At 53.9% G+C, this 22,306-nt stretch carries 17 protein-coding genes; 5 read left to right on the forward strand and 12 right to left on the reverse strand.

Annotated elements, in window-relative coordinates; translation table 11 throughout:
• The first annotated feature begins 62 nt into the window (after positions 1–62).
• Positions 63–2,156 carry a hypothetical protein gene (locus tag IP85_RS13780; protein ID WP_156322897.1) on the forward strand — a complete coding sequence of 698 codons (2,094 nt, stop codon included), beginning with the start codon at positions 63–65 and terminating at the stop codon, positions 2,154–2,156.
• Positions 2,157–2,571: 415 nt separating this feature from the next.
• Here IP85_RS13780 and IP85_RS13785 read toward each other — a convergent pair whose 3' ends face one another.
• On the reverse strand, positions 2,572–2,985 hold the full coding sequence (locus tag IP85_RS13785) for a hypothetical protein (protein ID WP_156322899.1): 414 nt from the start codon (positions 2,983–2,985) through the stop codon (positions 2,572–2,574).
• Between the two features lie 255 nt (positions 2,986–3,240).
• Between IP85_RS13785 and IP85_RS13790 the strand changes: the two genes are divergently transcribed.
• A complete protein-coding gene (locus IP85_RS13790) occupies positions 3,241–3,858 on the forward strand; it encodes a hypothetical protein (RefSeq protein WP_054150257.1) in 618 nt (205 codons plus the stop codon).
• Positions 3,859–5,090: 1,232 nt separating this feature from the next.
• On the opposite strand, the gene IP85_RS13795 is transcribed toward IP85_RS13790, so the two are convergent.
• From IP85_RS13795 to IP85_RS13810, 4 genes are all read right to left on the reverse strand, one after another.
• Positions 5,091–5,861 (reverse strand): hypothetical protein, encoded by a 771-nt coding sequence (locus tag IP85_RS13795; protein WP_054150258.1) that lies wholly within the window; start codon positions 5,859–5,861, stop codon positions 5,091–5,093.
• Positions 5,858–7,828 carry an ATP-binding protein gene (locus IP85_RS13800; RefSeq protein ID WP_082347703.1) on the reverse strand — a complete coding sequence of 657 codons (1,971 nt, stop codon included), beginning with the start codon at positions 7,826–7,828 and terminating at the stop codon, positions 5,858–5,860. Before IP85_RS13800 ends, IP85_RS13795 begins: the two co-directional genes overlap by 4 nt.
• A complete protein-coding gene (locus IP85_RS22205) occupies positions 7,825–8,262 on the reverse strand; it encodes a hypothetical protein (RefSeq protein ID WP_156322901.1) in 438 nt (145 codons plus the stop codon). The genes IP85_RS13800 and IP85_RS22205 overlap by 4 nt, the downstream gene beginning before the upstream one ends.
• A 106-nt stretch (positions 8,263–8,368) precedes the next feature.
• Positions 8,369–9,313 (reverse strand): hypothetical protein, encoded by a 945-nt coding sequence (locus tag IP85_RS13810; RefSeq protein WP_054150261.1) that lies wholly within the window; start codon positions 9,311–9,313, stop codon positions 8,369–8,371.
• A 592-nt stretch (positions 9,314–9,905) separates the two neighbouring features.
• Here IP85_RS13810 and gmd point away from each other — a divergent pair.
• Genes gmd through IP85_RS13825 form a run of 3 tightly spaced genes read left to right on the forward strand, consistent with a single transcriptional unit; the run spans position 9,906 to position 13,089 of the window.
• Positions 9,906–10,973, forward strand: a complete 1,068-nt coding sequence (gmd, locus tag IP85_RS13815; RefSeq protein ID WP_054150262.1) for a GDP-mannose 4,6-dehydratase — start codon at positions 9,906–9,908, stop codon at positions 10,971–10,973.
• A gap of 3 nt (positions 10,974–10,976) precedes the next feature.
• Positions 10,977–11,921 carry a GDP-L-fucose synthase gene (locus IP85_RS13820; protein ID WP_054150263.1) on the forward strand — a complete coding sequence of 315 codons (945 nt, stop codon included), beginning with the start codon at positions 10,977–10,979 and terminating at the stop codon, positions 11,919–11,921.
• Positions 11,902–13,089 carry a DegT/DnrJ/EryC1/StrS family aminotransferase gene (locus tag IP85_RS13825; RefSeq protein ID WP_054150264.1) on the forward strand — a complete coding sequence of 396 codons (1,188 nt, stop codon included), beginning with the start codon at positions 11,902–11,904 and terminating at the stop codon, positions 13,087–13,089. The genes IP85_RS13820 and IP85_RS13825 overlap by 20 nt, the downstream gene beginning before the upstream one ends.
• A gap of 283 nt (positions 13,090–13,372) precedes the next feature.
• Here the strand turns inward: IP85_RS13825 and IP85_RS13830 are convergent.
• The 7 genes from IP85_RS13830 to IP85_RS22420 form a co-directional block, all read right to left on the reverse strand.
• Positions 13,373–14,562, reverse strand: a protein-coding gene (locus IP85_RS13830) for an IS3 family transposase (protein ID WP_156322903.1) whose coding sequence is annotated in 2 segments (ribosomal slippage) — positions 13,373–14,313 and positions 14,313–14,562 — 1,191 coding nt in all. Because the reading frame shifts where the segments join, the coding sequence is not laid out codon by codon here.
• Between the two features lie 207 nt (positions 14,563–14,769).
• A complete protein-coding gene (locus tag IP85_RS13840; protein WP_197278014.1) occupies positions 14,770–15,933 on the reverse strand; it encodes a glycosyltransferase in 1,164 nt (387 codons plus the stop codon).
• On the reverse strand, positions 15,920–17,332 hold the full coding sequence (locus IP85_RS13845; RefSeq protein ID WP_156322905.1) for a hypothetical protein: 1,413 nt from the start codon (positions 17,330–17,332) through the stop codon (positions 15,920–15,922). The genes IP85_RS13840 and IP85_RS13845 overlap by 14 nt, the downstream gene beginning before the upstream one ends.
• A gap of 71 nt (positions 17,333–17,403) precedes the next feature.
• Positions 17,404–18,426 carry a glycosyltransferase family 10 gene (locus IP85_RS13850; protein ID WP_054150268.1) on the reverse strand — a complete coding sequence of 341 codons (1,023 nt, stop codon included), beginning with the start codon at positions 18,424–18,426 and terminating at the stop codon, positions 17,404–17,406.
• A gap of 28 nt (positions 18,427–18,454) precedes the next feature.
• A complete protein-coding gene (locus IP85_RS13855; protein ID WP_054150269.1) occupies positions 18,455–19,483 on the reverse strand; it encodes a glycosyltransferase in 1,029 nt (342 codons plus the stop codon).
• Positions 19,476–20,477 (reverse strand): glycosyltransferase, encoded by a 1,002-nt coding sequence (locus tag IP85_RS22415; RefSeq protein WP_197278015.1) that lies wholly within the window; start codon positions 20,475–20,477, stop codon positions 19,476–19,478. Before IP85_RS22415 ends, IP85_RS13855 begins: the two co-directional genes overlap by 8 nt.
• Positions 20,474–21,922: a hypothetical protein gene (locus tag IP85_RS22420; RefSeq protein ID WP_054150271.1), complete on the reverse strand. Its 1,449-nt coding sequence runs from the start codon at positions 21,920–21,922 to the stop codon at positions 20,474–20,476. The genes IP85_RS22415 and IP85_RS22420 overlap by 4 nt, the downstream gene beginning before the upstream one ends.
• Between the last annotated feature and the right edge of the window lie 384 nt (positions 21,923–22,306).

Raw genomic sequence — 22,306 nt, forward strand, 5'->3', positions numbered from 1 at the left:
CAGCGCCTTGAATTTAAAGGCAATTCCCCGGTTCTTCACGAACCGTTACGGAGGTAATGGCAATGCGAGTAGCGCAAGATGTACACGTTACGGTATCGCGTCCGGTAACGAATCACGACGATCTCTCAACCTCAACCAGCGGCCATCCCGATGCCTATCGGCAGGGTAGCCCGGGTCCTTATCTGACGCGCTCAGGCTCCGTTTACATTTTTCAGATTAGGGTGCCCCGAGACCTTGCAGGCGATGTGAAGCCGAGCCCGATCCGGATCAGCATCGGGCCATGCCTGCATCGTCGGGCGCGCATTGTTGCTGATCTTCTCGCGGCAAGAGCTCGTTTGATGTTCGAAGAGCGGAGGGCAATGGCGTTGAGCAATGAAGATAAGGAAAATGATCCGCCGCCCCCGAGCGAACTCGAACTTGCGACCTGGCTCGGCCAGGTCAAGGGGGAGCTTGAGGTTCTCTCATTCTTCTTTCGCCAGCCTGTTGCCCCCATCACTCTTGAGGATCAGAGCAAGTTCGCCGGGATCCGGGATCTGGTTCAAATCAGCCAGCAACTCGGCGCAAGGGAGCGTGGCGAGCCCTATTCGCCGATCGTCGTGGAAAACGAAGAGGCATTGCGTCGGGCTGCTGCCGCAAAATTCAATGTTGAAGATGCTTCGTCAACGCCAACTCCGGATGCCCCGTTTGCGCCCGCGCAGATGGAACCAGCTCCAGTGCTGGAGGAGGGTAAACAAACTTCGCAGATCGTTAAGCCAGTCGAAGTTGAGCCTGTGGCTTCCGTCGCGGGTGGCATCGAGGTGTCTACACAAGAGCCGAACTTAACCCCCGAAACAAAATCGGCCGCCTTGTCAAACACGACGTCTTTGACGGGACAAGCTGACTTGCCTTCAGCTCAGCTGGCTACTCACAGTGTTTCCCGGACCGAGAAAATTCCCCTTGATGAACATGGGATGCCGATCTCTCTCGACAAACTGGACAGAAGGTTTGTTCACCGCGCACCCTCGGATGTACCCGAATTCAGCGTAGTTGCGCATCAGTATATCCAGAGCCGGATCGATGAACAGGGCGGATATGAAGGTCGGAATATCACAACCGCGAAAATGCGAATTCAAGTTTTTCTCGATCTCATCGGGGACCACCCGGCTGACCGATACAGCGGCGTGGATCTCCAGGCGTTCGTCAATCTTATGGCGCATTGGCCGGGGGATCCAAAAGAACGGCTCGAAAACGAAAGCCCATTCGACACCCTTGAACGCTCCAAGAGAACTAATTTGAAGCCGCTTGCGGATAAAACTTTGCGCGAAGGTTATTTGGCCGTTGTGAAGGCTGCTCTTCGGTCAGGGATGACCAAATGGGGCTACCCCGATCCGTTTTCTCGGGTGTCGTTGCGCTACTCGAAGGGCCACCGCAAATCCAAGCCAACCGTGCCTTTGAGTTCCATGCAGCTCAATGGCATTTTCCTTGAAGGCGTAAAAACTGGTTACATCGATAACACGCTGTTGCCATTGCTTGGACATCTGACCGGTCGTCGTATCGGGTTGCTCACATATTTGAAGGGTAGCGACATCCGCGAAAAGTTTGAAAATGTGTGGATCGCTGAAACCGACGGTATCGTCGAAGTCGATGGCGTCTGGAAGCGAGTGCCGTATAAGACTGGAGACAGCCTTAACTACTTCGTGCTTCACGATTTCCTACGGGAAATTGGCTTCATCGACTGGGCCAAGCGTAGGGGTGATCAATTCCTATTTCCGGATCTCATGCGTTTGACGGATCCCGCCGGTAGAGCATCCACTTATATGCAACGCTTGTTTGAAAAGGCTGGAATCGAAAAGGGCAGGCGCGAAGTCTTCCATTCGCTCCGGAGCGGGAAGATTGATGATATGCGGTCCAAAAAAATCGACGATCGCGCACGCAAAATGCAAGTAGGGCATGCATTGGGCGACGACGAGCACTCGAATTACGGTTCACGTGTCATCACTGAAGACCATGCGTTCGAAATTGCATTTGCGCCACTTAACGAGCGCGTCGATTACACTGTCTTCAAGGACCTCGATTTTGACAGGCTTGCTCTGAACCGACGCATGAAAGGGCATCGACAGCCCGTCGTCGAAAAGGCGGAAACGGTGCGCAAGTGTTCGGTAAAGAAAAAATCCTAAGACTGGTTTCAGGTCCGCATATTGGGCATGGACGCTTAGCCAAGCTTCACTGTGTGTTCCGGTTTTCTTGTTGGGGGTTGCGTTTCGGGTGCCGGCAGGGTGCATCGCTGAGAGTTCGCAATCCTGGACCGTTAAATACTCTTCTGCATCGATGGATGCAGAAGAGTCTGGCTCAGATTTCAGGATTGGCGCTAGAGCGCGCTTGGCTCAAGCTTTCCATCGTTAATCTGTCCCTCCCGAGATAGACGCTGATCAGGACACCGGCCCTCGAAAATCGATTCTTGGATAAACGCCGTTACACGGAGTAACGGGGGGAATAGATGCGATTGAATGGGTACGCCGTTTACGCGGACAGACTTGCGCGACCAATGGGCCGGTCGACAGCACAAAGTGCTGTCGACTCTTGGTAGCTAGATCATACACCGAGATGGCGTTTTGGCCTGAAGGGTGAAAGCGCAGGATCATATTTTTTGGCAAGCTCCCAGAAGACCTGCTCGGTTTCGTGTTCGCTGAATCCCTGCTGCACCAATTCCGTCAGCAAAGAGTCGCACACCTTGCTGAGTGCTTTCTCGGGACGCAGACGCCCCTTGGCCGCAGTGATCATCTGCCACAGCAGCACGCGTGCCAAGTCATCACGATTTGGGCGTCGCTTTTCCCGGGATAGTTTGCGCAAATTGCTCTGTCTCCTGGCCTGATTTTCCAGCTTCTGTTTTCTCGATTTTCTCATAGTCTTCTCCTGCTTGGTTGAGCCATGAGTGTTGTCGGCGCTGATGCAAGAGACAAACGGCGTGATGTTTCGCCGGCCGACGAGCGCATACGTTTCCTGCAATGTTGGCACTCCGGAAAGCGTTCTTGAGGTCAGACTGTTCTAAGCGAAACGCCCCTGCATGCAGTGCTCCACGTTCAATACTCTGTGTGATGAAATAAATCTTCGATTTCAGTTTAAAATCCATTCTATCATTACATTACTGAACTAATGATAATTATATATGAGTTATATAGTTTGACATTTATCCATTTATAGTCTAGTATGGATTATCAATATTGTAATTTCACTTATTGATTTGAATTATGGAGATGAAGAATGAAGTATAAAGTTTACGCCCAGCGCCTGAGCACAGAGGTAATGGAGCTTCCCGCTACGGATAAGTCGGAAGCCCTTAAGCTGGTCGCCGAGAAGGTTATTGAGGCAGGCGATAGCGACGTGATCCGTGTCGCGACGGTTGATGCTGACGGATGCGTCTACAGTCAGATGATACCAGAATTGCGATGGAGCGACTTTGAGTCGCGCGGCCCACAAGAGGGAAGCGAAGTGTCGCAAATCGCCAGCCAGTTCCGCTTACAGCTCGTCAAGAGCTTGAAGATCATCGATAAGGTTGCGTGCGACTTCTATTCGCTCCCCGACCTCGCAGCCGAGAGTAACTGCACCGAAGATGAGGCTCTCTCACATGTTGATATTGAAGATGAATATCGCACGCTGAATTGGCTTATCGAGATTGCGCGAAAAGCGCTCGATCTACCGGAATATCGTTTTGTCCCATCTTCAGAAGCCATCTCGGAAGGGCTGAACGACGAGGCCGACTACGAGGAAGACTGCGACTGGTGTGGTCCCAAGCGACTGGATAGTATCTTTCCTGCACGCTTCTACCGCAATCTACCCCAATCGCATCCCGACGCATGTAAGCAGACGGAGCCCGCCTGAGTTGACTAAGAGGATCCAGTGAAAATCCCTGGATCCTCCTCCCGCAAGTTACCCTGGAGAATTTAAGCCGAACTCTGTCGTTCTGAGCCGCAAGGACACCGTTTGTTGCACGATAGTGGAGTTTTCAGCGATCTGTTTTGGGTCGACGTAACCATGAGTATGGTCAAGGTGAAGACACACTGCCCAGTATCTGATGTGCCGAGCACGGATACCCGCGTTCACCAGCCGATAGCCGAACTCATGGTCCTCAGAGCCGTAGCCCATACGTTCATCGAACCCGCCGACAGCTATAGCATCAGCTCGCCAACAGGATGAGTTGTTGCCATTAAAGCGAGCGGTCGAGGGCGAAATCCTATTCAGTAGTCCATCCACACCCCAGGCGGCTCTTTCAGCTTTGTGGGATATCTGCGAACTACTTCATTGCCATTCTTGTCAAAGGCCTTTCCAGAGAGGATGTCTTGCTCGTTCAGCAAAAGACTCGTCGGCATTGGAAGCTTGCAATATGCGCCCGACAGAAACGTACGCGGTTTTGCATGGCGGGTATCTGTCCATCAAATCAACAGCAATGGGAGGTGCTCCGAGCATAGAAGGTCCAACATCCTCTTTGTCTCACCGAGGCTTGCATCAGGCCATCCGCTTTCTGGAAGCTTCATCTTCCACGTCCAAATCGCCGATGTGAGTCTCTGATCGGCCGAAGCACGTGACAGAAACCTTGACCGCTACCGGCTTCACCAGAACCTGAGTGAGTTCTGTCTATAGTCGAACGTCGTTTGCGCAGGAATCGCCGAATCCTAGATAGGAATCGACTAATCCGCATTCCGAATCGCATCAGCGTAAATTGAGATGATTTGACCTGAGTTGCCCGTAACGCTTTTCAATTCGACTTGATGTGCAGGCGACTTTGGTCGAGTTGGCTGCGAGGTATGTGACCTTGATATAGGTTTCTGAAAATTGAAGGTAGTTTCTCGATGATAGCTGCCACGTCCATCACGCCCCCTCAAATTCCTCGAAGATCTGTTGCGTCAGCGTACAGCTGGCACACATGCTCTCCCCGGCATGTGTCACGCGGTGACAGCAGGAATCGATTTTACGGAGTTTGGACACGAAAATTCTCAACCCGGAATCGCGGAATCGGCGTCTGGCAACGCCGATCTGGCGTTTAGAATCGAAGGGACGCCAATCAGAATCGCGAACACAGATCACGCCGTGACAGGATCTGCCTTCCGCGCTCCTTAAGCCAGAGCCAGCGCTTTCTGGAACTCTTCTCCCGACATGACGCCGATGTCTGCCAACTGTCTGGCAATAGCGGTCAGTGCCGTCTTGTGCCGCGTCAGCATTTCCATCGCCATGGCCTCGGCACGCTTGAGCCGAGCGTCAACCCGGTTTCGAAGCTCGGCGTCGTAGAGCAACTGCTGCTGCGCCTGTTCGGGCGAGACGTAGATCAGCGGATTAACATCGGAGAAGCCAAGCTGTGTTTCGGCCGCCAGCATCAGCCGCGTCGCCCGGGCCAGATCGCTGTTCGGGTCACCACCCGATCCAGCGAGTGTCTCGCCGAAGACCACTTGCTCAGCAGTCCTGCCTGCCAGAGAAGCCGCACAGGTGCGCATGAGCCAGTCGTCATTCTGTGGCCTGTCGTGGAAAGGCGTAAACTCGACTTGGCCGAAGCTTTGAATTGACCCGTTGAGGCTCCCACCAACCGTGACGGCGTAGACCGTTCCCGTCTCTAAAAGCGTGTAAGCCATGGCATGCCCGACTTCATGCACGGCAAGCCGATAGCGATGATCGTCAGTGAGCCTGATTCGAGACGCCATCAGCGCCGTCTCGATATCGGCCCAGGTGATGGGCCGCTGTTCACGTCTCGTCTTCTGTCGTAGTTCGCGCACCAGCCGTTCGATATCCGCTCCGGTTCTGCCACAGGCCAACAGCGCCAGCCGGGACAGTGGCGCGAGATGCAGTTTCTGATCGGTGGAGTGGTGGCTGAATCCATTTGCATATTCACTCATGCTGGAATCCTCCCGTCACCTGTCGCCTTTGCGTTCACTCGACTTTGCTGGGCACTGGATTTGGTCGCCTCCGGCTCAGCCTTGTCATCCACTTGAGCGACGCCGGACTTGTCTGGCTTCGGAGCCGTCTCGATGACTTTCGCGAGATCTGCTCCAAGATGGTGTGCGAGAATGCCAGTGAGTGCCTCGATATCCGGCCGTGGGATTTGGACATGCCGCTCCAGTCGCCCTGATCGCAGGAGTGCTGGATCTAGCTTGTCCGGCAGGTTGGTGGCGGCCACGATAATCACGCCTTCGGTCTTTGCAGCACCGTCGATCAGTTCAAGGACGCGGTTGATCAGTGACGACCAATAGTCATCGTGACCCTTATGGCCTCGGCTATCGCCAGACGCGCGTGATCCGAGATTGTCGATCTCGTCGATGAACAGGATCGCTGGCCGATGCTCGGTCGCAACCGTGAAGGCGGCATTGATCAATTTCAGTACTTCGCCAAGATAGCTTGCTTCAAGCCATCGAGCGACAGAGGTTGCAAGCAGCGGCACCTGTAACGTGTTGCAGAGCGCATTAGCAAAGGTGGTCTTGCCTGTTCCAGGTGGACCGGAGAGAAGCAGTCGGCTGCTCAGCTCACTCCAGTCCAGCAAACCCTGACGCCAGAGATCCAGATCGAGTTTGAGACCGGCCGCCCAGTCAGATGCCTCGCCATAGCCGCTGAGCGTCTCGACCCGCAGAACGGCCTCGGCGTCCGCAGGCTGCGGGCGGATGACCTCGACCGGAGCGGAACCAGTGCTCTTGCGTTTCTCTTCAGGCTTTGCACCCGATCGCCATTCCGGAACGCTCGAACTCTTTCTGCGGTTGGATGACCCGTCGGAGCCTTCGCCATCACCACTCTCCAGATCTGATGCGCGTTCTTCCCTGAGAGCCTCGAATGCGGAAATGATTTCCGCATTGGATCGCCCTGGACGGACGATGAGTGCGAGGTCATTGAGATGCAGATGATCGAGTGTCAGACCCTTCTCCTGCATCAGTTCGAGTGAATGTTTCGGCGCAATGCCGCAGCAGATCTGCAAAAGCTCTGCCAGCAGGGTGTGATCAAGGCCATCGGCCTCAAGCACAAGGTCAGCAGCATGCATGATGATTTCAGGCAGGTCCTGGTTCGTCTGATCGACCAGCAGAATGGGCGGTGGAGGCTCGCTGTTGATCGCGTCACTGAGGGCCCTGCCGAGGGCTCGATCAGAGACTTTGTGAACTTCGCTGCCCGCAATCGTCTTGATCCGCTTGCGCATTTTCCCTGGCCGTCGGTCGCCGTAGTCGCAGATCCCGGCGAGACGTACGAGTTCCTCAAGCTTCATACATGAGGGGGTGATCAGCCCGTCCTCGAGCGAACGGCCACAATGTCGCTGGAAGCCCGGGACTGGGATGCGCATCACGATGAACGGGTCCGGGCGGCGCAGGATCGCCCGCAGCGCCTCCCATCCGCCAGGGTGTGATCCGACAGCCCGGGCAATCAGCAGAGCCACCGCGACGGGTGCTGCTTTTGGAAGTGGCAGTTGTTCACGAAGAACAGCCAGTGCCTCACGCTCGGATGCGGCCCGGCGCTCAAGCTCTGTATCGAATGCTGACGAAGATACTAATGACGACGTCGACGACACCAGGGCGTCTCGAACGGGTGCGGCGGACGGCTGCTGAGACTGCCAAGCTTCTGCAAGGGAATCGCGGTGCCGGTCGGCATGGCCGAGCCTGCGTGACAGGATCTCCCGGCCTTGACTCCCAAGCGACAACAGATGCGTCAGCTCAACCGTCGGAGCCCAGCGGCTGATCAAGGTGGGGCCGGCACTGCTGCCGGCGTCATAAGCGAGTTCATCAAGCAGACCTGCGACAGCTGCATGCTGATAGAGGTCGAGAACAGCAAGACGCCGAATGCGGCGCAGGAGGTATCGCGTCACGCGATCAGTGAGGATCTCCATCATGCCTTCTCCTCGACCGTTGGCTTCGGCCCTTTGCCTTCGAGCCAGTCGCGGACCATCAGCCCTGTCGGATCGCCTGCTGCGCAGAGCTTTTCCAGATCCTTACGGATCATGACGGGAAGGCTCTTCAACGCGATCGGCCGTTTGCGTGTCCAGTGAATGGCCTGGCGCACAATGAAGGCCGGATCCACTGGAAGGTTCACGGTCTGCCGCTTCTTGAAGGCCCGGTAGGGGATGCAATTCTCGGGCGACGAGTTGCCGGGACGGGCCATCAGCGCCTCGAAGGACTGTCGGGCTCGAGATACCTTCTTCGGCGCTGTCGAAGCCAGGGGCACGGGAGGATGAGCTGTCGGAGCTGTCGTCTCCGTTCCCGATTTGGGCACAGAGGCGGGACGGATGGGGAAGGGAATGATGGTCGCAGATGGTTGTTTCGACATGACGTGTTTCCTCTGCCGCAGCATCTGAGATGCGCGGTCGCAATGACAGAATGAACGGATGGATGAATTGGGGAGACGGCCGGCGCCGGCCGGCCGATAACTCGGCCTAGCTCAGCGCCTGTGGCCGAACGCTCGGCAGACTGGCAAACCCGATGCGGATCTCAGGTCGCTCGCCAGCTCCTGAGCCCGCCACGCCAACTATTCGATCGTCACGACCAGACAGACAGCGGTCAACAGGCGCATGTCGCTTTGTGTCAGCCCAAGGCATGGCCCCTGCCCGACGCTCGTCCTCGGTCAGGTCTCGGGCTTGAGCATAGTGTTGCAGGGCCTCACGCCAGACCTGCTCGACCGCGGTCTGGAACGAGCGACGCAGATAGGCAATCGCTTTGCCCGCACCATCGACCCCAAGAAGGTGATCGAGATCGCTGACGGGCCAGATACCGGTGCTGGGGTCGCGACTGGCGTTTTGGGCGTCGAGGATGACAACGTGAACCGCTTCAACACTGAGCCGGTGGTGCTCTTGATAAAGCAGGTCGGGCACCGTGAGAGCTGCAGCGAGCATCCGCTTCTTCAGTTCCTGCAGGCGCACAGCATCGTAGGAGCTGAGGCTGCGCTTGACGTCGACAACATGTGCGATCTTGGTGACGCGGCTTACGATGATCATGTCGGGCGTGTAGCCCCGCCGACCACCGCTATCGGCATCGAGTGTTAATGACGCGTAATGGCGAGGATCGTTGCGCTCGACGACATCGAGAGCCGCCTTGCTGACTGGCAGGCGAATGTTCTCTGTCAGCACGACAAGTTCGGGATTAAGCCCCGCGATCATTTGAATACCACGCTCGATCAGGCGGCCTTCGGCCGCCGGCAGACCGCGCAGCAGGCTGGAAACGTCGGAAAGCCCCGACGAAAGCGCGTCCATCAGAGCGGCCGAGCCGAAGCTCGATGTCAGCACCTGATGGCACAGGCCATCAAGCAGCGGATGCAGCACATCCGGATTGACGGCACATGGATAGGTTGGTGCGGAAGCCGCACCGGAAACGGTGTTGGTCATGTTATGTATCCTGTTGTTGCGCGACATGAGGGCAACGTTCATGGTCCGGCTGAGGACGCCATCCGGCGCGCTCGACCACTACGAATGCCAGCGAATGTCAGAATTGTTCGTTCAGGCCTGCGGAAACGCAGACGGTGAGCCGGAGCCAGCAACGGCAAAAAGCCTAGTTGCAAGGCCACGATCTGAACGAGGATCAACAGGATCCATGAGGGGGAGTGCTTCCATCACGGAAGCGAAGCGGTTAAGGGTCTTCATAGCCCAAGTCCTTGTCACTAAGGTTGCGGGTCAGGCCCTCGTTTGGTGTTCCTAGCACCAGCGGGGGCCGCTTAAGTTCCGGAGATCGTTTATTTATCCGGCACAGCCCAGACTTAGCCCGGAGATAGCTCGCCGACAAGATGAATAGAACACATCCGGAACAAAGAGCTCCGGTATGGTTAATTTAAATTTCTGAAGTTCGGAACAAGCACGCATAACTCCGAATAGCGTGAAAATCGGTACGCGGTGAGGTTTCTGTTGTCGAATGGGCGCATGATCGTGTATCGGCTGATTGCAAGAACACACGCGGCGACAACAAGTACCAAGGTTGACGAAATTGACTAAGAAAGCACTGATTAGCGGCGTTACAGGACAGGATGGCGCCTATCTTGCCGAACTCCTCCTCTCAAAGGGCTACGAGGTCTGGGGTGTGAAACGCCGATCATCGTCTTTCAATACCGGGCGCATCGATCATCTGTACAAAGACGTACACGAGTCTGAAACCAAGTTCCGACTTGTCTATGGCGACATGACAGATTCCACAAATCTTATCCGGATCATTCAAGAAGTACAGCCGGATGAGATCTACAATCTTGCAGCGCAAAGCCACGTCCAGGTTAGCTTTGACACGCCGGAATATACGGCAAACGCGGACGCAATTGGTACGTTGCGCATGCTCGAAGCAATCCGTTTGCTGAAGCTTGCAGACAAGACTCGCTTCTACCAAGCCTCAACATCAGAGCTTTACGGTAAAGTGCAGGAGACGCCGCAGAAGGAAACTACCCCCTTCTATCCGCGTAGCCCTTATGCTGTCGCCAAACTCTATGCCTATTGGATCACAGTGAACTACCGCGAGGCTTACGGCATGCACGCCTCGAACGGAATCCTGTTCAACCACGAAAGCCCGATCCGCGGCGAGACCTTCGTGACCCGCAAGATCACCCGCGCCGTGGCGGCAATCGAGCTGGGTCAGCAGAAGAGCCTCTATCTCGGCAACCTCGATGCCAAACGCGACTGGGGCCATGCCCGCGATTACGTGGAAGGCATGTGGCGGATCATGCAGCAGGACGAGTCGGACGATTACGTTCTGGCGACGGGCGAAACCCATTCCGTGCGTGAATTCGTGGAACTGGCCTTCGGCGAATTGGGCCGCACCATCGTCTGGGAGGGCGAGGGCGTGGACGAGGTTGGCCTCGACGGCAAGACCGGCGCCGAGCTGGTGAAGATCGACCCGCGTTACTTCCGCCCGACTGAGGTGGACCTGCTGCTGGGAGATCCTTCCAAGGCAAAGGCCAAGCTGGGCTGGCAGCACACGACGCCGTTCCGTGACCTTGTGAAGGAAATGGTGGCGAGCGATCTGGAAGAGGCCCGCCGCCATGCGGGAAGCCAGCCGGCCGGGGTTTGATCCATGGCACGGATCTTCATCACCGGCGCATCCGGCATGGTTGGCCGCAACCTGCTGGATGAGCTTGCAGGCACCGGACATGAGGTGCTGGCGCCGTCCAGCGCCAGCGTCAACCTGCTGGATCAGGCGGCGCTTCTGGCTTGGCTTCAGGCAAACCGGCCGGATGTGATCGTGCATTGCGCCGGTCATGTCGGCGGCATTCAGGCCAATATCCGCGAGCCCGTCGCATTCCTTACGCGCAATCTGGCGATGGGGCAGAACCTGCTTCTGGCCGCCCGCGAGGCCAGGGTGAACACCGTGCTGAACCTCGGCAGTTCCTGCATGTATCCGCGCAACAGCCCGGATGCCTTGCATGAGGAAGACGTGCTGAGCGGCACGTTGGAGTCGACCAACGAGGGCTATGCGCTGGCCAAATGCGTCACGGCGCGCCTGTGCAGCTATCTGCGCAAGGAAGAGCCGGAGCTGCAGTACAAGACGCTGATCCCCTGCAACCTGTATGGCCGCTACGACAAGTTCGACCCGAAGGTCTCGCATCTGGTGCCGGCGGTGATCCGCAAGCTGCATGTGGCGCGGCTGACCGGCCAGCGCGAGGTGGATATCTGGGGTGACGGTACGGCCCGGCGCGAGTTCATGTTTGCGGGCGATCTGGCGCAGGCGATCCTGTTCTTTTTGGACCGTATCGAGGCGCTGCCAGGTGACCTGAACATCGGCGTTGGCACAGACCTGTCCGTGCGTGACTACTATGAAGCTGCTGCCGATGTCATCGGCTATGATGGCAGCTTCGTGTTTGATACATCCCGGCCTGTCGGCATGATGCGCAAGCTGCTGGATGTCTCCCGTCAGCTTGAACTTGGCTGGACTGCGCGCACGGACCTGCGCGAAGGCATCCGCCGGACCTATGAGTATTTCCTGAAACTGGATGACGCAAATGACCTATCCGCTGGCTAATTCGAGCTGGGACGAAGAAGAATACGCCGCGATCCGCAGCGTGACGGAATCGGGCATGTTCTCGATGGGTCCGCGTGTGGCCGAGTTCGAGCAGGCCTTTGCGGACTGGTGCGGCAGCAAGTACTGCGTAATGGTCAATTCCGGCTCCTCCGCCAATCTGGTGATGGTGGGTGCCCTGCGCTACCGCAAGGAAGCGGCGCTGTTGCCGGGGGCGGAAGTCATAGTGCCGGCCGTGTCTTGGAGCACTACCTATTATCCGCTCTACCAGTACGGCCTGAAGCTGCGCTTCGTGGACGTGGACATCAACACGCTCAACTATGACCTCGACCAACTGGCGCGGGCCATCACCCCGCAGACGCGGGCGATCATGGTGGTGAACCTGCTCGGAAACCCGAATGATTTTGCCCGCATCCGCCAAATCATCGGTGACCGGCAGATCGACATCATCGAGGACAACTGTGAGTCCATGGGTGCCACCTTCGAGGGTCGACAGGCGGGTACGCATGGCATCATGGGCACCTTCAGCGCCTTCTTCAGCCACCACATTTCCACCATGGAAGGTGGCATGGTGGTAACCGATGACGAGGAGCTGTACCACATCCTGCTGGCGTTGCGCGCCCATGGCTGGACACGAAACCTGCCGAAGGAAAACCGGATCACCACGCCGAAAAGCGATGACGCCTTTACCGAATCCTTCCGCTTCGTGCTGCCGGGCTACAACCTGCGCCCGCTGGAAATGAGCGGCGCCATCGGTCTTGCGCAGCTGCGCAAGCTGCCGAATCTCGTTGCCGAGCGCCGCAAGAATGCGGAAGGCTTCAAGGCGGTGCTGGCGGACTTCCCCTTCCTGCGCACCCAACAGGAGATTGGCGAAAGCAGCTGGTTCGGCTTTTCGATGCTGGTCGCGCCGAACGCGCCCCTCACCCGTCAGGACCTGATTGCCGCCTTTAACCGCCACAAAATTGATGTGCGCCCGATCGTAGCGGGCAATTTTGCCAAGAACGAAGTGCTGAAGTGGTTCGACTACTCCATCAGCGGCAACCTGCCGAATGCTGCGATCATCGACGGTTCAGGCCTGTTCATCGGCAATCATCACTATCCGCTGGATCAGGAATTTGCCCTGCTGCGGCAAGCAATTAATGATGCAGTGGAAACGGCGGTCAAAAGCTAACCAGCCCACAGTGCGCGATAATCCTGTGTGCATACGCTGTTCTAGTGATGGCTAATGCAGGTTGGGCAGCATCAACAAAACGCTTCCCCCAAGTATCATAACCCAACTGTTCGGCATGCACGAATGATCTTCATGTCATCTGCAGCCGAACGAAAGCAGAGAAGACGGCGATGGAGTGGCTCGGGACAATTAGACCGCGGATGGCCCAGACATAGCATCGACGGCATTACGCCCGCGCAAGAGTGGGTATACAGTAGATGGGGCATGACCTTGCCCCCAAGTTTTATCCAGTTTTGAGTTCGCTCCGGCGGTTTTGTGTTGCTGTATTCAGGGCGGTAGCGGCGTGTTGCGGTGCGGAGCCATTCCGGCTGCGCAGCACCGCATCACGTCGCGGATTGATAGTCTGAGCGAACTCGGCCGGTGTCAGCCAGCCGAGGCCGGAATGTGGTCGATGATCGTTGTAGTCGCTACGCCAGCTTGAGAGCGCTGATCGGGCATGGCTCAATGACGAGAAGAGCGTCTCGTTCAGGAGTTCATCCCGCAGTCGGCCATTGAAGCTTTCGATGAAGGCGTTCTGGATCGGCTTACCCGGCGCGATGTAGTGCCATTCCACCTTGACCTGGTCTGTCCATTGCAGGATCGCGTTGCTGGTGAACTCGCTACCATTGTCGCTGACAATCATCTTCGGCTTGCCGAGCTCCTCGATGATCCGGTCCAGTTCACGAGCAACGCGCAGACCGGAAAGGGATGTGTCGGCGACAAGACCCAGGCATTCCCTGGTGCAATCATCGACGGTCGTCAGCACCCGGAACCTGCGGCCATCGGTGAGTTGATCCGACACAAAGTCCAGCGACCAGCGATCATTGGCCGTCATCGGGACCAGCATCGGTGCACGTGTGCCGATCGCTCGCTTGCGGCCGCCGCGCTTGCGCACCGTCAGCTTCTCCTCCCGATACAGCCGGAAGAGTTTCTTGTGGTTCACATGGTGCCCCTCGCGTTTGAACAGCACGTGGATGCGTCTATAGCCAAAGCGACGGCGCTCATGCGCCAATGCTTTCATTCGCTCGCGAAGACGATCATCGTCGCTGCGCCTGGTTTCGTAACGGACCGTCATTCGGCAAAAGCCGCTGGCTTTACACGCCCGCCGTTCGCTCATCTGGTGGTGATCCATCAGATACACGACAGCTTTCCGCCTTGCTGCGGGCGTCACCACTTCTTTCCCAACAGGTCCTTCAAAGCCGCATTGTCGAGCATCGCGTCAGCCAGAAGCCGCTTCAGCTTCGCGTTCTCGTCCTCAAGTGTCTTCAACCTCTTGGCTTCGGACACGTCCATGCCGCCGAATTTGGCCTTCCATTTATAGATGCTCGCATCGCTGACGCCGTGCTTGCGGCAAAGCTCCGAGACCGGCGTGCCCGCCTCGTGCTCCTTCAGAATGCCGATAATCTGTTCGTCCGTGAAACGGTTGCGCTTCATTCCCTGGTCCTCTCAATAGGCCAGAGCTTACTTCAAAATGGATTAGTTCAGCGGGGCAAGGTCAGGCAGACACCCTTTAAACAGGTTGCTCCCGAATCGAAATAACACCGAAGTTAGTGGAACAATGTCGCCTTCGGCCCCGCTGGTACCCAAACAGCTCCATAGGGACCTCATCGTGCGCTGCGCCTAAGCTGCAACCCTAATCGCTTAAAGTTCTTTGCTCTGCTCTTCAACGACCCTTTTATAAAACGCTAACATCTCGGCCTCGAGCAAGACATGTGAAAACTCTACAGTGGCCCGCATCCGGCCTGAGCTCCCAAGCTTGTTTGCCAAGTCTGGGTCATCCAACAGAGTTTCAAGTTTCGTTGTTAGATCATTGACATCACCAGGTTCGAAAAGAAGGCCAGTTTTTTGGTCAACAATTGCATCGCAAATGCCGTAAATGCGCGAGCCGATCGTTGGTAGGCCCACCGCCGCTGCCTCGATCAAAACCAACCCGAACCCCTCGCGATAGCTCGGTAGGCACAAAATATCGGACGCAGCCATGTATCGTTCAGGGCTCTTGGTATGACCTACGAAACGCAGGCGGTCTCTATGTGACGCGCATATCTGCTCTAGCACGGGGCGCATAGCCTCCTCATCCGGTCCGACAAAGAGGAGATAGCAATCAGGATGATGCACGACCGCCCGACTGAAAGCGTTCGCGAGATCTAATATGCCTTTATCAACTGTGAATCGGCCTACGAATATTACGACCCTGCTATCAACCCCTATTGAAAGCTCTTCGCGCACTTCAGCGCGCCAAGAGCTATCTGGTTTAAACCTAGCTAGATCCACCCCGCATATTGAACCGTTTGCGAGCATTTCTAATTCGGTGATGGCCACAATGTTCTGCTCGCTAAGAAACTCTGCCTCAGATCGGCTGACCACGAGTAGATGCGTGGAGCAAAGCGCCATTAGTTTGTCCAGTGACTTGAGCAGCAATCTCCAGAGACCCCTGCGAGTGATCCAGACCTCGCCTTGAAAAGTGTGGACCCTCGCAGGCACCCGCGCCGCCCAAGCGGCAACCATCCCCAGCAAACCTGTCTTCGGAGACAATGTGTGGACCACGTCAAATCGCTCGCGTAAGAAAAGCAAAAATAATCTAACCAGCGCAACCATATCACGGTACAAAGAAACCTGACGTTCGAACGGTAGCGAAATAACCCTTACCGACTCGCCAATATCTAAGGACGCGGATCCGTCAGTCAGATTAGTGACTATCGTTAGTTCGTAGTATTTTGAAATTTTTTGGATATGTCCCTGCAAAAAGAACTGTATCGTAAGTGGACTGGCGACAACCCAGCAGACTTTCGGCTTACGAGACTTCATCATACCCACCATTGCAAAGCGCGGAAGAACTGCGACGCTGTACCAGCCAAACAAAAACTATGAAGGCGCAACATACACCGTAATACATAATCGTTTGCGTCAGACCCAACCCAAAGCTAGCTACCGTTTGGGCCGCCATCATACCCCAGAAGCTCGCAAGATATGTGTTCTGAGTAAACTGAACAACCATCCGTTCCGACTTGATTGCCAAGAAAGTGAGCGCTGAGCTTCCGAGAAATACGAAAAATAATGATCCTGTATAATAAAAGAAAGCGAACGCTCCAGGGATGCTCGCATACTGAATATGCTCTAGTTCCGCCGCGCTCAGCTTCGTTTTGGTGATCTCAGATGTAAAGAAATCCAACTTGCCCTGCTCCCGACGATCCGCAGCGGCTGTTGTTAGTAGGTCGTATCCCTTGTTGGGATATCCAACCACGGCCATTACACCTTCTAGCCCTACCCAGCGATCCACGATTAGAAACGGAACACGCTCCAGGGGGGTTAGTAGAGATGTTTCATCGGATACCGCGGAAGGGTCAGGTGCGTAATACCGGGTTTCCATGACTGATCGTAAACTTGCCACTAGGACCACGACCCACACAAGAAAGATTAATGGAACCAGATAAGCTCGCTTACTGACAGGCAACCGAAATGTGCATAGATTCCAAATGTATGGCACAGTGTGGAAAATAAACGCGGCGCGGCTGAGCGAAGATGTTGCAGAACTGTATCCCTCTAATAGAATAACGAAGAAGCCCACCAACCAGTTTTTTCTCATACGATGGTCCCATCCGACTATCGTGAGCACGCAAGCAATTAAGCCGAATCCCAATACCCAGGCAGCCAATCCACCGAACGGCCAAGGTAACACAAGTCGGGCAGCGTTTCCGGACTGCGATACACCGAGTGTGCTATTCAGATGCGGCAAAGCGACTACAGCGATGCACATCAGTGTCCATAAAGGGATTCGGACTGTGGGGTACCATGACGGTGGATTCGGCAAAGAAGTGGGGTTCGGTGAGCTTGATAGATGCTTAGCGAGGGCCATTTTGGTGGTGAATACGGCTAGCGCGCCTACGATAGCCACCGACAAAACCTCGTTCCACGAAGAAGCTGAATCGTCGAAGAGCCCCGTCGGCTCTAGATAGGGATATTGGAAAAACTCGTGCAAAGCTAACTTTGCCCAAAATCCAAGGGTTAAAAAAGCCACCAGGAAAAAGTAGGAAAAGCCGATTGGCCGAAAAATACAATCGACCGCGATTATAAAGAAAACAATTGAGAACAAAATGTATAGTTCATGCGATCCCTTAAAACTTTCAATTGAAATTGCCGTAATTGTGACCCATGAGAGCACAGAAAATACGAAAATAACTTTCCAATAACGATTGATGATTTGCATATGCATAGTCCTAAGGCAACCAAGTTACGTTTTTATTTTCCTGTACTGCTCAATCTGATCTGTAAAATCTATCAATAATTGCTATGAGTTATATTTAACAAAGAATCATAGTATAGACTATAATTCTTGCTGTTGACAAATTCTTTTCCTGCTTCACGAATTTTATTTATATCTTTGGCGCTAATTGACTTTACATATTTATCCATGTCAAGCCATGAGGCGAACTGGCGACAATCTATGTAGGCGTCATCAGGTATCAATGTGTTGATGTCGGTAGCTCCAAGATATAAAGGGACGCATCCAGCATAAAAACAATCGAAGATCTTTTCGGTAACATATCCTTCCATCGCCATGTTTTCGAAGCAAAGGCTAAATTTGTATTTCGCGAGGACATCGTATTTAGATTCGCATGCGCCTCGATAAACTGACATTAACTTTTTATAATTCATCCAATATGGTGGCCACATTGAACGATGAGACCACCAATCCGACCAACCTCGCCCATACAGGTCGACATTTTGTAGAGGTGCCAGCGCCGCCATGGCGGCGATTCGCGTGCTATATAGTTCCCGACTAAACGATCGAGGTAGATGATTTCCGTTTATTACGACGATCCGTTCGAGGCGCTCTTCCTCGCTCCAGGATGGTTGCAAAACGTCATTGAACGGCTGAGGCCAATAGAATTTCCGCAGTTTGGAGCGGTCGACACCTTTGAGTGAGTATCCATCTCCGTGCACATTGTGCAAATATACGCATTCAAAATACTTTGTGATTTCGGGGAGGGCTTTGTAAAGTCGTGGAGCAACGGCGGGCGGCTCCATGATGATAAAACCTGCCAGCTTGATATTATTGTTCCCGATTAGTTGACGGTAATTTTTGAGCATCCCAAGGGAAAAATAGCTATCGACCTTGTCGATTTTCGAATTCTCTTTCCAAGAATCGAAGGTATGGATGTCCACACCTTGCAAATTCAGTTGCGCGCGCAGACGAGCGAACGGCAGCAAGGTTCCATCTCGATTTAATCTCTTATCATCTATATCGAATAGTTTATCGCCATAGTAGTCCGGATACGAAGGATCGATGTATATAGCCATATATGTTTTGACCTTTATAGAGCCGCGTTCACTTGCCGGCGAGCTGCTTCATGCTCGCGACCAATGTCTTTCCCAGCGAATGCCAGCCTAGTGCTGTGAAAAATTGGATGGAGGTTCCTGCGATGAAAGTTGATGCGCCTCTGTAGTCCTTAAATGCGGCACGAACTGCGTCTACGGACATTATTCCGCGAGTTAGCGCGCGGGCTTGGGCAGGTTCGCCGGCTAGATAGAGGTTGACCGCCCTAATGATCCGATCCGTACGCGCAAGTCGCTCAGCGTACCGGTGGTCTTCGCATGTAAGATTTGCCTGGACCTCGGGCAGAGCCAGGTAGTGATCCAGCACTAGAAACAAGTCTGCACGATGGACACGGGATCGTAGCGCAAGTGAGCCTTGTGAACGACTTATTCGGTAATCGATCAATCTTTGCGGCAGGATTCCGATTTTACATTTCTGGAGAATCCGAAACCATACATCTAGATCCGCACTAGTCTTGAACTCAGCACCCCTCCATTCCCTAATGTGGTCAGCGTACACATCTGACCGAACCAACGCGCTGGGACATATAAAGAAGTTTGAGTGCCGCAGTACAAGGCGAAATATGCTCTGGAAATCGTAGAGATTGTTGGCTGTTTGACTGCGCTCGGGAAGGCCGTAGCGTCCGATTTCCTGTCCCTCTTCATCAATCAAATTAGCATTCACAAAAACAGCGCCAGCATCTGAATTCGTTTCCAGGAAGGCTACTTGTTGCTCAACCATTTGGGAGCTGTACACATCATCCGCATGGTAGATTGCTGTGTAAGCCCCTGAAGAAAGCTTAATGCATCGGGTGAAATTTTCTTCGGCCGGTACGTTTTCCGTGTGCTCAAGGACGGTGATTCGCGGATCTTGAAACGATCGGGCGATTTCTACAGTGTCGTCTGTGGATGCGTTATCCACCACAACGATCTCCAGGTTGCGATGCGACTGATTAACGATCGAGTCTAGCGTCTTACGGAAGTGAGCTGCCGCGTTGTAGGTCGGGATGCAGATACGCACTAACGCCGATGAGTTAGGCATTTGCCAATCCCATTTGCTGAAACGCTTTCTCGAACCGTCGCTTGAATGTATGCTCGCGTAACGTACGCCGATAGCCGGCCTCTGCGATCGAGTTTCTTAGATCGTCATGTTTCAAATAAAAGCGTACCTTGTTTAATAAATCGTCAGGATCTGTATATATTACGACCTCTTTATCTATCTCATAGCAGTTCGGAAGCCCTTCGACATAATATGAAAGTTGAAACCCCCCGCAGCCGGCAACTTCAAATAGCCGCGCTTTCAACTGTTCGCCAATTTTGTGACTTCTCACGCTGCTCGCAAACGCCCTTGGTGAGGAGATGAGATACCGTAAATCCCACGAGGCAGAGTTAGATAGATTTAGGTTTATTTTACTCCGGTTAAAAACATCTATCATATCACTTTGGCTTACCTCGCCTGATTTCCAGCGGAATCCAGCAGCGTAGACTTTGACGCCCGCTTTTCTGAGCCTTTCAATGAGCCAAGCTCTCCAAGGATGCCAAGTACCAACAAAGGACACGTCGTATTCCTTTTTCGTGTCAGGATCTCGCCTAAAGAGCGATTCATTACACCCGAAGGGAAAATGCAGGCATGTTCCTGATATATTCTGATCGTATTTCAAGCGTGCGTGTGGGTCAGGGGAGGAGAAAAAGTCAAAATATTTCGCCCAATGATGAGAGTATTCAACTCTCCAGGTATCATCGTGGAAGAAACAGAATGTCTTTGTGATTCGCCTTACATATTCGATCGTTTGTTCGTAAAACTGGTCGGTGTACAAAGAGAAAATTGCTAGATCGGGGCGGAATTCTTCAGCTTTCTTTCGTAAGGCGAAATTCATTGTTTCTTTGCCGTTCTTTCGAACGAGATCCATGTAGTCGAAAACCTCTACCTCATGCCCCATTTCCACAAGAGTATGCCAGAAATTGAAGTATTCGTATGACTTCTCTCGTTTTGGATCACCATAGGCGTGCATCATACAGCATAGGAGTATTTTCATTGTTTGGTCCCGTCGACAGTTCGAACTACTAGATGGTGGCGGAGCAACAAGAATTGGAGCGCAGCAAAAACTGCCCCGGTTAGCCCAACGGTGGCCATCTGCTGCATAAGGCTCTCCGAACCTACTACGCCCCGTATCGCATAACCGGCGGTCACAAGCATCGTTGCCATCAACAGCCCCCGCCAGACAGCTTTCGACGAGAGGATGGGGCCGGACTGATGGATAAGGGAGAGCTGCATGGCGGTCAGGCCAGCTAAACCAGACAGTGTTATAGCGGCGCCGGCGCCTAACAACCCCCAGCTTGGGACCATGCTCATACACAAGACCAGCGAGAGCGCAGCCCCTATGGCGCTTGGGACAATTAGTGCCCGAGTGTTCATCCTGACGTGTGCTGCAAGCGTGTATACACCAAATAGCGCCCGTGAGGCCTCGACCAACGCGCCCCAGACTACGAAACTCGCGGCGGGATAGAAGCGTTCGCCCAATAGCAGTCGGGTCAATTCGGGTGCTAAGCCGACAACCAGCGCAGCGGTGACAAGAAGCGGTGGTACTATTGTTGAGGCGTATAACGACCATGCTTCATTCCGCTTTACCCCTGACACGGAATTAGCGTCTCGAAACAGTTTTGGTTGAAGGTAAGCCGTTAAAACTGACTCCACACCTGAAATGATGCCGACACTCACTGTAAAGCCTGCAACGAACAGGCCCAATTGATCGAGTCCGACCCAGTTACTTACTATGTAACGATATCCTTGTGATTGCACCCATCCCAGGCCGGCCGATACTGCTACCGGCCAAGCAAAACCATACAGTAAAACAAAGTGTGCGCGGCCAGGCTTTTTCTGCTTTGAAGAAGCGTTTCTTTTGTTTTTTTTCACCAGTAGGATTGCCCCCACTGCCGCAAGAGCGGCTTGGCCAATTATCAATCCGAGGAGCCAATGGTGCGCTAGGGGGCCGTATAATTCGACAAATACTAAGGCAAAGGCGAATCCGACAACCAGCGTTAAAATGGACAAAACTAGAAAAAGGTAGCTATATCCCAATAGATTTAAAGACGGGATTACAGTTTGATTTGCGGTATTTGCGATTAGTGAAACGCATACAACAAAAGTCAGTAAAAATCCATTCACTCCAAATTCTATGCCTGAAAAACCAATGATGATCGGTAAGGAAATTGCCGGAAATAAAGACACAATAATAATGTAAAAGCAGTAGTATAAGAGGTATGTATTTGCAAAGCCACTATTGCTCCACGCGTGCAAGCGGCGATTTATGAATGTTCCAATCGGATTTATGAGGAACATCGAGTAAAAAGCAACTGTGGCAACGATGAGCGCGATCTTTCCCATTTCTTCGGGAGAAAGCAGCGATGTCGCAGCCCGCAGCATTAGAAGGGAAATTACTAATTGCGCGGACCGTCCAGCGAGAATGCCAATCAGAACCAATTTGCGACCATTTCTATGGCTCCTTCGTCCGCCTGAAACCATGCGAGTCTGATTGCACAATCCTGCAGCTCATCATGCAATGATATGTAGTGGATGATGATGATCGGTATCTGGTTTCGTACTAGCTACGACCACGTTGAAATGCAAGTCGCCAACTAGTTGCGGGATCAGCGGATCTAGAGCGCCAGGGCGAGGTGCGGAACGGACAGAGCCCATTTCCATGCCGTATATTGTGGTTTGCTTGCGTTAGGCGATAGAGCGCGCAGTGACCGGTCTTCGGGCGGGGTCAGAGGGCTGATGGGGCTCCTTTAACTGCAGGATCTCAAGACTTTGACATTTTACGGATACGATCTAGGGTGATGTGGAGCCAGTGCGGGATGTTGT

It is taken from the genome of Rhizobium sp. AAP116, from assembly GCF_001295785.1.
Taxonomy (GTDB): domain Bacteria; phylum Pseudomonadota; class Alphaproteobacteria; order Rhizobiales; family Rhizobiaceae; genus Allorhizobium.